The sequence below is a fragment of the Tessaracoccus sp. MC1627 genome, assembly GCF_014164725.1.
In the GTDB taxonomy this organism is placed as follows: domain Bacteria; phylum Actinomycetota; class Actinomycetes; order Propionibacteriales; family Propionibacteriaceae; genus Arachnia.
The window spans coordinates 436,767-451,597 of record NZ_JACJGA010000001.1 but is presented as its reverse complement, the minus strand read 5'-3'; the positions used below and the strand labels follow the sequence as shown (position 1 = coordinate 451,597).

Sequence of the window (14,831 nt, the reverse complement as noted above, 5' to 3'; positions counted from 1 at the left end):
TCGGCACCGCGCCCCAGGGGCGAACTTCTCCCACCCCTTGCGGGATCACGGAGACCAGGGCGTGCCCGGCCGGACGATGCCCGGTGGGCGACGGAGTCGTGCGCCCACCTGCTTGGCCCGATCGTCGACCATTTCGATGATCCGCGACGCCGCCTCCTCGATGGCCACCCCAGTGGTGTCGACGATGGGGCACCCCAGGCGCTTCTGGACCTTGCCGATCTCGTCGAGTTCGTCATAGATCTTGACCAGGTCCGCGTAGCCGTCCTTGGTGCCGAAGCCGCCCATGCCCCGCACGCGCTGCCCGCGGATCTTCAGCAGCCGCTCGGCGTCCATCGTCAATCCGACGATGCGCCACCGGTCCAGCTCGAAGAGTTCCTTGGGTGGCGTGATGCCGGGCACCAGCGGCACGTTGACGGCCTTGTAGCCCATGTAGCCCAGGTAGATCGACAGGGGCGTCTTCCCGGATCGCGACGGCCCCACCAGGCAGATGTCGGCCTCCCGCAGCGCTGCAGGGAGGGAGCCGTCGTCCATCCGGACGGCGAAGTCGATGGCCGCCATCCGCACGAAGTACTCGGCCTCCACCCCGGGGGGACGCATCGCCACCTGGTCCGCCTCGATTCCCGAGATGCGCTCCAGGGCGTGCATCGCGTCGGTCATCAGGTCCGCGTACGGGAGGTCGGCGTCGCGGCAGAAGTTGCGCACCAGGTCCGCCAGCTCCTCGTTGACGAGGGTGAAGAACACGGCTGCGGCAGGGGCGCTGTCGCGGACGGCCTCCAACGCGCGCAGCAGGGCCGCGGTGGTGTTGATCTTGCGATGGCGGACGATGGTGAAGTCGCGGCTCGGGAACTGGGTGATCGCCGCCCGCGCGATCCGGGCGGCCGTCTCCCCCGTCGAGTCGGCGATGATGTGGATTTCCAGCGGCTCTGCTGACATGGTCCACACTCTATGACCCCGGGCTCGGAGCGAGAGGCCGCCCCAGCGCTCGGGCCAGGCTCGGGTTTGAGCAAATGGCATGGGTCAACGCGGACTCGGGCCTATTTGATCGATCAAGAGAACCGCGAGCCCTGCCATTTGCTCAAACCCCTCCCAACCCGCCAGCCCGGGAGGCGGCGGGTGATGGGGCTAGGAGTCAGACGGAGGCGAGGCGCCGTCGCATCCCCTCGGCGTACTGTTCCGCCTCCAGACCGGCGACGAGGTGCCACGTGTTGGGCGCCACCTTGACCGCGCCTGCCAGGCCGGCCCGCTGCAGCGCCTCGACATCCACGAGGGAGTCGTCCTTGACACCGACGCGCACGCGGGTCTCAGCGATCCACTCCACGCCGTCGACGTTCTCCTCGCCGCCGAGGGCCGTCACCCACTGGCGGGCCTGGTTGACCTGGACATCGTCGACGACGATGATGCGGGGCTCCGCCGTTGCGGCGATGTCGGCGTCCACGTTGCCGCGGCGTGCGGCCGCCTTCTGCTCCGGCGTGCGGTAGTCGGTGAAGACGACCAGCAGCATCGAGGTGAAGAACGCAGCCGCGATGGCCAGGGCGTAGAGGGCGATGTTGTCGAACGCCGGGATGGTGAGCAGGGAGGTGAACACGAACGCGCTCGTCTTCAGGCCACCGCCGAAGCCGATGATGACGCCGCCGACGAGGCAGCCGGCCAGCAGGCGCGGATAGATCTTCTTGAATCGCAGATGGATGCCGTAAAGGCTGGGCTCGGAGATGCCGCCGAGCAGGCCCGCGGCCAACGCACCGGAGGCCGTCTGCCGCATCTGGACATCGCGTTCCTTCCACGCGAGGTACAGCACTCCGGCGGTGGCCCCGAAGCAGGCGAAGTTCCAGGCGCCCATGGGGCCCTGGATGTAGTCGAACCCGTTCTGCGAGATGTTGAGCAGCATGATGGCGTTGATCGGCCAGTGCAGACCCAGCGGCACCATGAAGGGGTATGCCAGGGGGACCACGATCGCGAAGATGAACGGCGAGAAGGCGTTGATGGACTCCAGCACCGAGGCCAGGCCGGCGCCGGCGTAGACGCCGATCGGGCCGATGAGGAAGGCCGTCAGCGGCAGCATGACCAGCATGGCGAGGAACGGCACGAAAATGAGGTGCAGGTTCTCAGGGATGACCTTCTTCAACAGCTTGTAGAGCGGGCCCAGCACCCCTGCCATGAGCAGCGGCGGGAACACCTGCGAGGAGTAGTTGAAGATGGTCAGCGGGACGCCGAAGATGTCGACCAGCGTCACCTCGCTCCCCGCGATCATCGCCGTGTAGGCCTCGTCGATGCCGCCCAGAGCGCTGAAGCCCGGCAACATGACCAGGCCCATGATCGCGAACCCCACCCATGGGTCAGCGCCGAGCTTCTTCGAGGCGTTGTAGGCCACCATGAGCGGCAGGAACACGAACACCGACTGCCACAGCAGGTTCATGAACTGCCACGACGGCGGGAGCGTCACGCGCGGATCCGCCCAGTTCCCGATCACGCCGAGGGTGCTCATCAGCGACATGAAGGTGATGAACAGGGAGGCGCCGAGCAGGGCGCCGAGGATGGGACGGAAGCTGTCCGAGAGGAACTCGAAGAACGAGTCGATCCAGGCGAACCTGCCCCGTACTCCGCCGGCCCGGGCTGCGGCCTTGAGCTCCTCGTCGCTCAATGGCGTCTGGTTCTTGAGCTCCGGCAGCTCGTTGATCTCGTTGTAGACGTTCTGCACGGCGCCGCCGATGATCACCTGGAAGCGTTCGCCCGACTGGGGCACCGCGCCCATCACACCCTTGATGGATTCGACGGCGGCCACGTCGATGCCCGAGGCGTCGCGCAGCTGGAACCGGAGGCGGGTGGCGCAGTGGCTCAGCCCGACGATGTTTCCGCCCCCACCGACGGCGGTGACGATGTCCTGTGCGGTGCTCATCTTGGATCGCCTCTCAGTTCTCAGCCATGGGCACGAGCGCCCGGACTTCTTGCGGGGTGGAGCAGGCCACCGCACGGGCGGCCAACTCCTGACAGGTGACCAGGTCGTAGGCGCGGACCATGGCCTTGACCGCCGGGATGGCGGGGATCGAGCAGCTGAGCTCGTCCACCCCGAGCCCGACGAGGAGTGGCACGGCCTGCGGATCCGAGGCCACACCTCCGCACACGCCCAGCCACTTCCCGTGCGCGTGCAGCGCCTCCGCGGCGCCACCGATCAGGGTGAGGACCGCCGGGTTGCACGGATCCACCTGGGCTGCGAGCTTCGGGTGGCCACGGTCCATGGCGAGGGTGTAGCTAGTCAGGTCGTTGGTGCCCACGCTGAAGAAGTCGCAACCCTCCTCAGCAGCGAACTGCTTGGCCATGACGGCCACCGACGGGACCTCCATCATGATCCCCACCACCACGTCCGCGTCCGGCGCGTGGGCGGCGCGTTCCTCGTCGAAGATGGCCTTGGTCCGCCGCCAGTCCTCGATGGTGGCGATCATCGGGAACATCACGTGCAGCTTCGCGCCGGCGCCCGCCGCGTCGAGGATGGCCCGGATCTGGGTCCTGAGCACCTCCGGCTGCTCCAGCCCGACGCGCACGCCGCGGATGCCGAGGAACGGGTTCTCCTCGGCCGGGATCGGAAGGTAGGCCAGCGGCTTGTCGCCGCCCACGTCCAGCGTCCGGATGACCAGGGGCTGGCCCGGGCTGAGCGCCCGCGAGCACTGGGCGTAGATCTCGGCCTGCTCGTCCTCCGTGGGCGCGGTGGCGCGTCCCATGAACACGAACTCGCTGCGCAGCAGGCCGACGCCCTCGGCGCCCTTGGTCATGGCGCGCTCGGCGTCCTCCACGCCGCCGATGTTGGCCACCACCGCGACGCGATGACCGTCGGTGGTCACGGCAGGCTCATCCTTGGCCGCCTCCTCCTCAGCCTTGCGGACGGCGAGCCGCTCCTGCCTCCCACGGATCTCCTCCACCTGGTCCTCGGTGACGTTCATCCGCAGCGAGCCCGCGGTGCCGTCGAGGACAACCAGGGTGCCGTCGGCGATCTCGAGAGCCCTGCCCTCGATTCCGGCGACGGCCGGGATGTCGAGGGAGCGGGCGATGATGGCCACATGGCTGGAGGCGCCGCCGGCTGAGGTGGCGAAGCCTACGACGCGGCTGCGGTCCAGCTGGGCGGTGTCCGACGGGGTGAGGTCCTCGGCGATGAGGATGGTGTTCTCCGGCAACTCGGCGCGCTCGGAGCGCTGGCCGGTGAGCTCCTCCAGGACCCGCTGGCCCACGTCGCGCACGTCGTTGGCGCGCCCGGCGAGCACCTCGTTACTCAGGCCGGCCAGCTGATCGGCGAACGTGGCAAACGCGGCCCGCCACGCGAACGGTGCAGACTTGCCCTTGTCGATTGCGCTTGCCGCCAGGTCCAGCAGGTCGGGATCCGCCAGGATCTCCTGGTGCGCGGCGAAGATGGCCGCCTTGTCCTCCGACGCCTCGTCGGCGAGCCGCTTCTCGAGGGCGGACAGGTCCAGCAGGGCCCGGTCGATGGCTGAGTTGAGCTTGCGCCGCTCCAGGTGGTGATCCTCGGCCACCTCGTCGACGTCGATGTCCTTGCGCCGCATCTGGAGTACCCGGCCGATCCCGAGGCCCGGCGAGGCCGCGACACCCAGCATCAGGTCCCAGTCCCCGGACTTCGGGCCGACGGCCTGCGGCTCCGGCTCTGGCTCGACCTCGGGCTCCGGCTCCGCGACGGCCCGCCTCGCGGGAACCTCTTCCTCGGCGGCGGTCAGCGGTGGGCAGTCCTCCCCCAGGCCATCACGAACGGCCTGCGCCAACGCCGCGACGGCGTCCTCGGCGTCCGGCCCGTGGGCGGTGAACGTCACCTTCTCGGCGCGCGCCACGGCCAGGCCCATCACGGAGACGATGGACTTGGCGTTGGCCGATTCGTCGCCACGGCGGAGCCGGATATCGGAGCGGTACTGCTTCGCAAGGGCGGACAGGGTCGCGGCCGGGCGGGCGTGGATGCCGGTCGGGTTGGGCACGAGGATCCCGTCGGAGGCCGCGGTCCGCGCCGGGCCGGCGGCGGCCGGGTCATCGTCGGAGGCAACCGCCAGGACGACGGTGGCAGCCACGTCGACGCCAGCCTTGACCAGCCCGGTGGCAGCCTCGATGCTCGCCACGGCGTCCGAGTTGGTGATCACCATCTGGGTGAGGAGGCTCTTGGCCTTGCGGCCCACCTCGTCGAGGTCGAACTCGATCAGCGGATCCCCGACCGCGACGCGCTGGCCGGCCTTGACCTTGGGTGTGAACCCCTCGCCCACGAGGCGCACCGTGTCCAGCCCGATGTGCATGAGGATCTCGAGCCCCTCGTCGCTACGCACGGTCACGGCGTGCGCGGAGGGCTGGACGTCCATCACCTCACCTGCCACCGGGGAGACCAGGATGTGGCCGAACGGGTCGATGGAGATGCCGTCGCCCACCATCTTGCGTGCGAACACCGGGTCCGGCACCTGGTCCAGCGGCACAAGCACTCCGGTCAGCGGCGCCAGCAGCGTCACGACTGTCGGGTTCTGAATGCTCACGGGGACCCCCTTCAGCGGCGCCGCCGACCCGGGGATCGGGCCTCGTCAGCGGGACCGTTCGATTGCTTGGGAGCGTATCCGTTGCAGGGCTCAGATGGAGGGAGAATTCTCTGATCTGCGGGGTCCGGGCGGGTTTCTGCCCATCCCCCTGCCCGACGTCAGACCGGCGGTACTACGCTGGATGGACAAGGGCACCACAGTCGTTGCCCGGCTTACCAGGAGGTGCAGTCATGGAGACCATGGAGGAGACCACCGAACCGAGAAGCGTGCGGGTGACACGCGTGGTCGCCCACCCGTTGGACAGCGTGTGGAATGTCCTCATGAAACCCCACGGAGCCGAAGCACTGCTCGGCGAAGGGGGACAGCTGGGTAGTAAGGGCGAGGATTGGCGCGCCTCAGACGGCACGTACGGCGTGACGCGCAGCTTCCATCCCAGAGAACAGATCAGATTCTCCTGGCACGCGAGCGACGGCGCCCCGCGCACGCTCGTGGACCTGCACATGCGTCAAGCCGGAGACCGGACCGAGCTCGAACTCGTCCATGAGCACCTGCCCAAGGACGTCGACGCGGATGAGTTGGAGCGGCGCTGGCAAGCGGCCCTCGAGAGGATCGACAGCGCGGCCTCGTGAGACGGCAGCTGGCCCGGGAGCGATCCCGGGCCAGCGTCATTTCTGCCTGGAGGAGGGTGCGCGCCCCCGCATCAGGGAACTCGGAAATGTACTAACTAACCCCGCCCGAGTGTCATTACTACCGGGCGTAGGATGTTCGCGACGGCATGGGCGCCGTGACCTGTTTCAAGGACATGAGCACCCACATGGAAGCTCAAACAACCTCAAGGAAGACATCGTGACGAATCCCTCGCTCGTTACCCAACCCGCCATAGGGAGGCCGCGCGGTTTCATGCGCGCGGCCCTCTACGGCGCGCTCGGGCTCCTTACTCTGACCCTGGCCGCGTGCTCGGGCGGCCCGGCTGAGCCCGCCGAAACCGGCTCCCACACCTCCGAGTTCGACCTGCCGCTGCCCGACCTGCACGCGGTCACGTTCTTCGGCGGGACCATCAGCGGCTGGTGGCTCCTCATGGTCGGCATGCTGATCTGTGTGGCCGGATTCGTGTTCGGGATCCTCAGCTACATCAAGCTGAAGAACCTCCCCGTCCACTCGTCCATGCGGGACGTGTCCGAGCTGATCTACGCCACCTGCAAGGCCTACCTCCTGCAGCAGGGCAAGTTCCTGATGTTGCTGTTCGCGTTCATCGGTGCCGTGATCTTCGTCTACTTCGGGTTCCTCAACACCACCGGCGGCTGGGCCCGGGTGTTCATCGTGCTGGGGTTCGCGATCATCGGCATGCTGGGCTCCTACGCCATCGCCTGGTACGGCATCCGGCTGAACACGTTCGCCAACTCGCGGACCTCGTTCGCCGCCTTGGAGGGCAAGCCGTTCAAGGTCTACGACATCCCGATGCGTTCCGGTATGAGCGTGGGCATGGTGCTGATCTCCACCGAACTCATCATGATGCTGGCCATCCTGATGTTCGTGCCGGCCGACATCGCCACCGCCTGCTTCCTCGGCTTCGCGATCGGTGAGTCGCTGGGCGCCTCGGCGCTGCGTATCGCCGGCGGTATCTTCACCAAGATCGCCGACATCGGTTCGGACCTGATGAAGATCGTGTTCAAGATCGGCGAGGACGACCCGCGCAACCCCGGCACCATCGCCGACTGCGTGGGCGACAACGCCGGAGACTCCGTCGGCCCCTCCGCGGATGGCTTCGAGACCTACGGCGTCACCGGCGTCGCGCTGATCACCTTCATCCTTCTCGGCGTCCAGGCGGACCTGCAGGCCCACTTCCTGATCTGGATCTTCTTCATCCGCGCGATCATGCTGGTGGCCTCGGCGCTGTCCTACTTCGGCAACGCGATGTGGGCCAAGTCGAAGTTCGGCGACGCCGACGAGATGGAATTCGAGACCCCGCTGACATCGCTGGTGTGGCTCACCTCGATCGTGTCCATCGTCCTGACCTTCATCATGTCCGCCATCCTCATCCCCGACGTCGGCGGCGACACCACCCTGTGGTGGAAGCTGTCCCTCATCATCTCCTTCGGCACACTCGCCGGCGCGGTCATCCCCGAGCTGGTCAAGGTCTTCACCGGCGTCCGCGCCAAGCACGTCCAGGAGGTCGTGAAGTCGGCCAAGGAAGGCGGCGCCTCCCTCGACATCCTCTCCGGCCTGGTCGCCGGCAACTTCTCCGCCTACTGGCTGGGAATCGCGATCGTGTCCCTGATGGCAGGCGCCTACGGCGTCTCCACGTTGATCGAACCCGGCGCGATGGTCGACGGCGTGGTCACCGGCGGCGTCATGCTCGTCCCGGGCGTGTTCGCGCTGGGCCTGGTGGCCTTCGGTTTCCTGGGCATGGGCCCGGTCACCATCGCTGTGGACTCCTACGGCCCGGTCACCGACAACGCGCAGAGCGTCTACGAGCTGTCCCAGATCGAATCGCTCCCCGGCATCCGCGAGGAACTCGAGCGCGACTACGGCATCACCCCCAACTTCGAACGGGCCAAGTACCTGCTCGAGGCCAACGACGGCGCCGGCAACACCTTCAAGGCCACGGCCAAGCCGGTGTTGATCGGCACCGCAGCGGTGGGCGCCACCACGATGATCTTCTCCATCATCATGGGTCTCACCTCCGGCCTGACCACCAACGTCGAGAACCTGTCCCTGCTGCACGTCCCGTTCCTGCTGGGCCTGATCACCGGCGGCGCGATCATCTACTGGTTCACCGGCGCCTCCATGCAGGCCGTCACCACCGGGGCGTTCCGTGCGGTGGAGTTCATCAAGGCCAACATCGACCTTGAGGGCACCACCAAGGCCTCCGTCGAGACCTCCCGCAAGGTGGTGGAGATCTGCACCCAGTACGCCCAGAAGGGCATGTTCAACATCTTCCTGGGGATCTTCTTCGCCACCCTGGCGTTCGCCTTCGTCGAGCCGTACTTCTTCATCGGCTACCTGATCTCGATCGCCATCTTCGGGCTCTACCAGGCCATCTTCATGGCCAACGCCGGTGGCGCCTGGGACAACGCGAAGAAGATCGTCGAGGTGGACCTGCAGGCCAAGGGCACCGAACTCCACGACGCCAGCATTGTCGGCGACACCGTCGGCGACCCGTTCAAGGACACCTCCTCGGTGGCCCTCAACCCGGTCATCAAGTTCACCACCCTGTTCGGCATGCTGGCGATCGAGCTCTCGATCATCATCGGCAACCCCGCCATCAACGCCGTCCTCGCCGTCACCTTCGGCGTGGCGAGCATCTACATGGTGTACCGCTCCTTCTACAACATGCGGATCGACGCACCCATGCTCACCTCCGCGGACTTCGCCTACCTCAAGGAAGACTCGACGAAGGATCAGATCACCGTCGCCTGAACACAGCACTGACCGCGCGAGGGCCGGAGGCATTCTGCCTCTGGCCCTCGTGCTGTGCCGGTGGAAGACTGAAGCTGGAGTCAAGCGAAAGGGCAGTTGATGAACAGCGTCGTCCACTTCGAGATCCACGCCGAGGACGTCCCGCGGGCCGTGGCCTTCTACGTAGCAGCGTTCGGGTGGAAGACGGAGGACTGGAGCGCCTTCACCGGCTCGCCCTACATCGGGGTCACGACGCACGACGAGGGTGAGCCCGGCATTCACGGCGCCATCATGCAGCGGGAGGGCGCGAACCCCCAGCCCGGAAGCGCCGTGGCCGGCGCGGTGATCACCATCCAGGTGGACGACTTCGACGCCGCCGCAGACCGGATCGAGGCGGCGGGCGGCACCGTCGCGATGCCGAAGTACCCGCTGACGGGCATGGCCTGGCAGGGCTACTACCTGGATACCGAGGGCAACGTGTTCGGCATCCACCAGCCCGACGAGAGCGCCGGGACGTAGGCCGCGCGCCGGTTCATGGTGCGATCATTGCCCGTGCGGTCAGCTGACTGGTGCGGGGAACCGGGTTCCGCTGCCCGGGCGGCCCGTCTTGGCTGGGTTCGCAGTCGCCCAGACACTTGCTGTGGCCGGCTTTCTGAGGGCCGCCCGGGCAGCGGATCCCGGTTCCCCGCGGCCTTTCTCTGTGGCGTGGCCGGGTCTGGGCGCTGCTGGCCGGGGCGGCCCTGGGCCGGGCTGGTCCCGGGCGGGATGCCAGCTGGGTGATCCTCAGGTTGGGCACCGCTGCGCAGTGCCGCCCCCGACCATCAACGCCCTTGCTCACCTGAGGACTCGCCGTCCGGGTCACCAGCCCCTTAGCGCACCCGAGCATCCCGCCGTCATGTCGATCTGCACCTAGCGCGGCGATCCGCTGAGGAGACGATCCGGTGTAGGAGTGATCGACGGGGCTGGCCGCGGTCGGGCCTCGGAATCCGGAACGTCAGGGTCAGTTGAGCGCGACCAGGTCGCACACAAAGACCAGCGTCTCCCCGGGCGCGATGACGCCGCCGGCGCCGCGCTCACCGTAGGCCAGGTGGGACGGGATGACGAGCTGGCGACGACCGCCCACCTTCATGCCCTGGATGCCCTGATCCCAGCCCTGGATGACACGGCCGGCACCGAGCGGGAACGACAGCGGCGCGCCGCGGCCCCAGGAGGAGTCGAACTCCTCGCCGGAGCTGAACGCCACGCCGACGTAGTGCACGTGGGCTGTATCTCCGGCCTTCGCCTCGACGCCGTCGCCCTCCACGATCTCCGTGATCTGCAGGTTCGCGGGGGCCTCGCCACCGGGGAAGTCGACTTCTGGCTTCTCATTCATGTTCGTCATGCTGCGAGCCTAACGCCCGACCCGGACAAGCCCAACCCTCCCGCCCGGGCCACCCTCGGGCACGACACGCCGCCTCAGACCGCACCCAAGCCCACCAGCGGACCCGGAGGGCAACTCCGACGGCGTTTCGTGCACGACCCACACCACCGTCGTCGACCCCCTCGTGCACACCCCCACCTTCCCGCCCGGGCCACCCTCGGGCACGACACGCCGCCCCAGACCGCACCCAAGCCCACCAGCGGACCCGGAAGGCAACTCCGACGGCGTTTCGTGCCCGCCGGACCCGTGACGGCGACCCGACGATGTGCGACAGTGACCGCGTACCACCCACGAAAGGACTGACGATGAGCGATCAGTACCCGCAATACCAACCCCCTTCCGACGGAGGCCCCGGTCAGCCCCAGGGCCAGCCGGACGACGCCAGACGGTTCGACGCACCCTACGGTCAGCCCGGCCCCTCCGGTTACGGCGCCCAGCCAAGCGATCCGTCGCACTACGGCGCCCAGCCTCCCGGCCCCTCCGGCTACGGACCGCAGGCACCCGCGCCCGGGTCATGGACACCCGACCCGGGCTACCAGTACCAGACCCCTCAGCCCGGGCCGCCCCACGCCGGGCCGCCACCGGGACCGCAGCCCTGGCTGGCCCCAGGCACCGCGACAAACGTCGGCAACTCCGCAAAGGGCTTCCTGGCGGCCCTCTTCGACTTCAACTTCGACACCTTCATCACGCCCAAGATCATCAAGGCCGTCTACATCGTCGTGACCGTCATCATCGGGTTGACCGCGGTGGGCTTCCTCCTCTCCGCAGTCGTCAGCGGTGAACCCGGCTTCATCGTGCTCGCACTCATCGGCGTGCCCCTGGCCGCCATCGTGTACCTCGCCATGGCCCGGATGACGCTCGAGCTGTACTTCGCCGTCGTCCGGCTCTCCGAGGACGTCCACGAGCGTCTGCCGCGACAGTGAAGCCTTGAAGCAGCCGCCGTCGCGGTAAGTTGGCGGGGTGAGTATCACCTGTGGACCCATCACCGCCGAGCGGCATCTCGCGTTCATCGAGCAGCGCGGTGCCGCGTCGTTCCTGCAGACGCCCGCCTGGGCGAAGGTGAAGCCGGAGTGGCGCGGGGAGTCGGTGGGGTTCTTCGCTGACGGCGAACTCACGGGGGTCGCGCTGGTGCTCTACCGGCAGCTCCCCAAGCTCCCCCGCTACCTGGCCTACCTGCCCGAGGGACCGGTCCTTGATTGGGGCCGCCCGGACATTGCCGCCCACCTGGAGGCGCTCGTCGCCCACGCGAAGCGCAGCAAGGCGTTCGCGGTACGGATCGGCCCGGCGCTGGTGCACCGCCGCTGGAGGGCGGACACCATCAAGGCCGCCATCGCCGACGAGGCCGTCACCCGCCTCTCGGACGTGGCGCCGGACGAAACAACCCTCGTCGGCACCCGCGTGATCAACCAGCTCATCCACGGCGGCTGGCACACCGACGAGAGCGGCCACGGCTTCGCCGCCGGGCAACCCATGTTGAATTTCCAGCTGCCGCTGCGCCACGACGACGGCACCCAGAAGTCCGAGGACGAGCTCCTCAAGGGCATGAATCAGCTGTGGCGGCGCAACATCAAGAAGGCGGCCAAGGAGGGCGTCGAGGTGCGCCGCGGCACCCGCGAGGACCTGGCCTCCTTCCACCAGGCCTACCTGGAGACCGCCGCCCGCGACGGTTTCACGGGACGCTCGCTGGCCTACTTCCAGACCATGTGGGACGCGCTCAACGCCGAGGATGAAGACCGGATGCGCGTCTACCTCGCCGAGCACGACGGCGACCTGGTGGCCGCCACCACCTTCGTCCGCGTCGGCGAGCACTCGTGGTACTCCTACGGCGCCTCCACCAACGCCAAGCGGGAGGTCCGGGGCTCCAACGCGGTGCAGTGGCAGATGATCCGCGACGCCAACGCTGCCGGGTGCGCCGTCTACGACCTGCGGGGCATCGTCGAGGGGGTCGGCGCCGATGACCCGGAGATCGGGCTGATCCAGTTCAAGGTGGGCACCGGCGGCGAGGCAGTGGCCTACCTCGGCGAATGGGACTACCCGATCAACAAGGCGCTGTACCGGGCGTTCGACCTCTACCTGAAGAAGCGCTGACGATGACGCTCACCCTCACCATCGACCGCTCCCGATGGCAAGCGCACCAGCGCGCCATCCTGGAGGACGCGCCGGGCCTGGTTCCCGTCGCGAAGGGCAACGGCTACGGCTTCGGGCTGAGGCTGCTGGCGTCCGAGTCGGCGCGTCTGGGCGTGAAGACCATCGCGGTGGGCATCGCCCAGGAGGTGCCGGCCGTGCGCGCGGGCGGGTTCGACGGCGACATCGTCGTCCTCAGCCCCTGGCGCCCGTTCGACGACGCGGCCACCGCACTGCTGCACGACCCGAAGGTGATCACGACGGTGTCGCGGGCCGAGGATCTCCGCGCGCTGGCCTCGGCGCACCCGGGCGTGCGGGTCATCGTCGAGATCGAGACCTCGATGCACCGGCACGGACTGGATCCCCGCACCCTGACGGAGCAGGACTTCGGCCCGCTGACCTTCGAGGGCTGGACCATTCACCTTCCGGCCAATGGCTCGCTCGACGAGGCGAAGAGGCTGGCGGGCGCGGGCCTCGGGGTGCGCCGCGGCCCGGTGTGGGTCTCGCATCTGAGCGTCACCGACTATCGCGTGCTGCGCACCGCGCTGGGCGTCCGGACGCATCTGCGGGTGGGGACGCGGCTGTGGCTGGGTGACAAGCGCGCCTACGCCACCACCGCCACTGTGCTTGACGTGCACCGGATCACCTCGGGCTCTCCTTTGGGCTATCACGGAGTCAAGGCGCCGGGCAACGGATGGCTCGTCATCGTGTCGGGCGGCACCGCCCATGGGGTGGCGATGAGCGCACCCACACCGCAGCGGTCGCTGCGCCAGCGTGGCGTGACCGTCGCTCAGGGCGTGCTCGACGCGTTGGGGCGCTCACTCTCGCCGTTCACGATCGGCGGCCGGAAGCGCGCCTTCGCCGAGCCGCCGCACATGCACTCCTCCATGGTGTTCGTGCCGGGATCCGATGCCCCCGCCCAGGTGGGCGACGAGGTGCCGGTGACCACCCGGATGACGACGGTCACCGTCGACGAGATCCGTCAGGTCTGAGCCGGCCTCACGCGGGGAAGGGGGCCAGTTCGCCGGTGTTGAGCTCGCCCCCCAAGGGGTCCGGCCGGTCAGGCCTGCGCAACGGATCCCGCCCGGGGTCCACGATGTCGGTCAGCGACGACGCCAACACCCACGCCTCCACTGCGGCCCGGGCGATGATGGCGCCCCAGTACACGCCGTAGGGGCCCAGCTGACTGAGGGTGAGGCTGCCCGCCAGCCAGCCCCAGACGGCCAGGTAGTGGGCCACGTGCGCCACCGTCACCGCCGCCCATTCCTGCCGAAGCGGCCGCGACACCAGCACCGCGAACATCACCCACAGCGAGGTCTGCGGTGGGAAGGACGGCCCGAGGAGGGTGGCGGCGAGGATCATCACGGCCACCAGCGATCCGACGCGCGGCCGCCGCCGCGACACGTACAGGTACGCCACCAGGACCGCGAGGAACAGGGCCAGGAACAGGAATCCGAGTGAACCGGCGTGCCTGAGCGGACGGCCCAGCAGCGACATCAGGTACCACAGTGAGCCGTAGCCGGCCTCCTTGTGGATCTCCTGGTGGTAGAAGCCGAACACCTTCCCGGCGTCGGCGAGCAGCAGGGGCAGGTGCACCGCGGCGACGGTGATCGCCGCTGGGCCGGCGAAGGTGAGGGCCTGCCGCACTCCGCCGCGCAGCCCCGCCGCGACCGTCACTGCCAGGATGACGGCGAACGGCATGGTGCCGGCGCACGCGGCCAACCCCAGCACGATGCCCGACTCCAGAGCACGCCCGCGGGCGTACTGGGCCAGCCCGAGCGCCGTGATGGCCAGCGGAAGCAGGTCCCAGCTGATCAGGCCCACCGCGAACACGATCGGCGATCCGGCCACGAGGATGGCATCCCACGACGGTGCGCGCCCTCGGCGGCCGAGCCGGGAGGTCGCGGCGATCAGGAGGAGGAAGCAGAAGAAGAGGCCGACGACGGTGATGCCGAAGAACGCGACGCTGGAGTCGACCTGGTCCTGCAGGGGCGCCCCGGGTCCGACTGGGGCGCCCAGGAGCGCCGCCGCCCGGACGGCCAGCAGGATGGCGACGCCGACCAGCGGAGAGAAGGCGAGCTTCTCCCCGCTGAACGGGGTGGCGCCGAGGCCGAACCCCTGGCCGAGGAACGTGCCCTGAATGTCGGAGTAACACAGCAGTGCGTAGCTGTTGATCTGGACCTCGGCGTCGGTCTGGACGCACTGGGTGTGCCGCAAGAACAGGACGAGGAACAGCACGGTGCCGACGGCGATCGCCCAGGGGAGCGCCGCGAACCAGAGCCCGCGCCCGGCGGCGTGGCGACCCATCGGTCCGCCCAGGCCGGGCAGCAGCGCGTTGTCCACGCCGGACACTCTAGCCGGGGGTCACCCGGCCGGAGTCA

11 protein-coding genes are annotated in these 14,831 nt (G+C 68.5%); 6 read left to right on the top strand and 5 right to left on the bottom strand.

Features of this window, described 5'->3' with window-relative positions:
• Positions 1 to 45 precede the first annotated feature (45 nt).
• From H5399_RS01930 to ptsP, 3 genes are all read right to left on the bottom strand, one after another.
• A complete protein-coding gene (locus H5399_RS01930; protein ID WP_182781337.1) occupies positions 46 to 933 on the bottom strand; it encodes a pyruvate, water dikinase regulatory protein in 888 nt (295 codons plus the stop codon).
• 196 nt (positions 934 to 1,129) lie between these two features.
• Positions 1,130 to 2,893 carry a PTS transporter subunit EIIC gene (locus H5399_RS01925; protein WP_182781336.1) on the bottom strand — a complete coding sequence of 588 codons (1,764 nt, stop codon included), beginning with the start codon at positions 2,891 to 2,893 and terminating at the stop codon, positions 1,130 to 1,132.
• 13 nt (positions 2,894 to 2,906) lie between these two features.
• Positions 2,907 to 5,507 (bottom strand): phosphoenolpyruvate--protein phosphotransferase, encoded by a 2,601-nt coding sequence (gene ptsP / locus H5399_RS01920; RefSeq protein WP_182781335.1) that lies wholly within the window; start codon positions 5,505 to 5,507, stop codon positions 2,907 to 2,909.
• A 230-nt stretch (positions 5,508 to 5,737) separates the two neighbouring features.
• Between ptsP and H5399_RS01915 the strand changes: the two genes are divergently transcribed.
• The 3 genes from H5399_RS01915 (at position 5,738) to H5399_RS01905 (ending at position 9,425) form a co-directional block, all read left to right on the top strand.
• On the top strand, positions 5,738 to 6,136 hold the full coding sequence (locus tag H5399_RS01915; RefSeq protein ID WP_182781334.1) for an SRPBCC domain-containing protein: 399 nt from the start codon (positions 5,738 to 5,740) through the stop codon (positions 6,134 to 6,136).
• Between the two features lie 271 nt (positions 6,137 to 6,407).
• Positions 6,408 to 8,927, top strand: a complete 2,520-nt coding sequence (locus H5399_RS01910) for a sodium-translocating pyrophosphatase (protein WP_182781333.1) — start codon at positions 6,408 to 6,410, stop codon at positions 8,925 to 8,927.
• Between the two features lie 99 nt (positions 8,928 to 9,026).
• Complete coding sequence (locus H5399_RS01905) at positions 9,027 to 9,425, top strand: VOC family protein (RefSeq protein ID WP_182781332.1); 399 nt, start codon at positions 9,027 to 9,029, stop codon at positions 9,423 to 9,425.
• Between the two features lie 481 nt (positions 9,426 to 9,906).
• Here the strand turns inward: H5399_RS01905 and H5399_RS01900 are convergent, their stop codons facing one another.
• Positions 9,907 to 10,278, bottom strand: coding sequence for an FKBP-type peptidyl-prolyl cis-trans isomerase (locus H5399_RS01900; RefSeq protein ID WP_182781896.1), 372 nt, complete (start codon positions 10,276 to 10,278; stop codon positions 9,907 to 9,909).
• Between the two features lie 353 nt (positions 10,279 to 10,631).
• Here H5399_RS01900 and H5399_RS01895 point away from each other — a divergent pair, with 353 nt between their 5' ends.
• Genes H5399_RS01895 through H5399_RS01885 form a run of 3 tightly spaced genes read left to right on the top strand, consistent with a single transcriptional unit; the run spans position 10,632 to position 13,442 of the window.
• A complete protein-coding gene (locus tag H5399_RS01895; protein ID WP_182781331.1) occupies positions 10,632 to 11,249 on the top strand; it encodes a DUF4282 domain-containing protein in 618 nt (205 codons plus the stop codon).
• Positions 11,250 to 11,286: 37 nt separating this feature from the next.
• On the top strand, positions 11,287 to 12,414 hold the full coding sequence (locus H5399_RS01890) for a peptidoglycan bridge formation glycyltransferase FemA/FemB family protein (protein WP_182781330.1): 1,128 nt from the start codon (positions 11,287 to 11,289) through the stop codon (positions 12,412 to 12,414).
• 2 nt (positions 12,415 to 12,416) lie between these two features.
• Positions 12,417 to 13,442 carry an alanine racemase gene (locus H5399_RS01885; RefSeq protein ID WP_182781329.1) on the top strand — a complete coding sequence of 342 codons (1,026 nt, stop codon included), beginning with the start codon at positions 12,417 to 12,419 and terminating at the stop codon, positions 13,440 to 13,442.
• 7 nt (positions 13,443 to 13,449) lie between these two features.
• Here the strand turns inward: H5399_RS01885 and H5399_RS01880 are convergent, their stop codons facing one another.
• Positions 13,450 to 14,793: a glycosyltransferase 87 family protein gene (locus H5399_RS01880; RefSeq protein WP_182781328.1), complete on the bottom strand. Its 1,344-nt coding sequence runs from the start codon at positions 14,791 to 14,793 to the stop codon at positions 13,450 to 13,452.
• Positions 14,794 to 14,831 lie beyond the last annotated feature (38 nt).

Bases quoted from the DNA above. Each gene is read 5' to 3' on its own strand.
- H5399_RS01915 (WP_182781334.1), top strand. From the start codon at position 5,738: ATGGAGACCATGGAGGAGACCACCGAACCGAGAAGCGTGCGGGTGACA.
- H5399_RS01885 (WP_182781329.1), top strand. From the start codon at position 12,417: ATGACGCTCACCCTCACCATCGACCGCTCCCGATGGCAAGCGCACCAG.
- H5399_RS01925 (WP_182781336.1), bottom strand. From the start codon at position 2,893: ATGAGCACCGCACAGGACATCGTCACCGCCGTCGGTGGGGGCGGAAAC.
- H5399_RS01895 (WP_182781331.1), top strand. From the start codon at position 10,632: ATGAGCGATCAGTACCCGCAATACCAACCCCCTTCCGACGGAGGCCCC.
- H5399_RS01910 (WP_182781333.1), top strand. From the start codon at position 6,408: ATGCGCGCGGCCCTCTACGGCGCGCTCGGGCTCCTTACTCTGACCCTG.
- H5399_RS01930 (WP_182781337.1), bottom strand. From the start codon at position 933: ATGTCAGCAGAGCCGCTGGAAATCCACATCATCGCCGACTCGACGGGG.
- H5399_RS01905 (WP_182781332.1), top strand. From the start codon at position 9,027: ATGAACAGCGTCGTCCACTTCGAGATCCACGCCGAGGACGTCCCGCGG.
- H5399_RS01900 (WP_182781896.1), bottom strand. From the start codon at position 10,278: ATGAATGAGAAGCCAGAAGTCGACTTCCCCGGTGGCGAGGCCCCCGCG.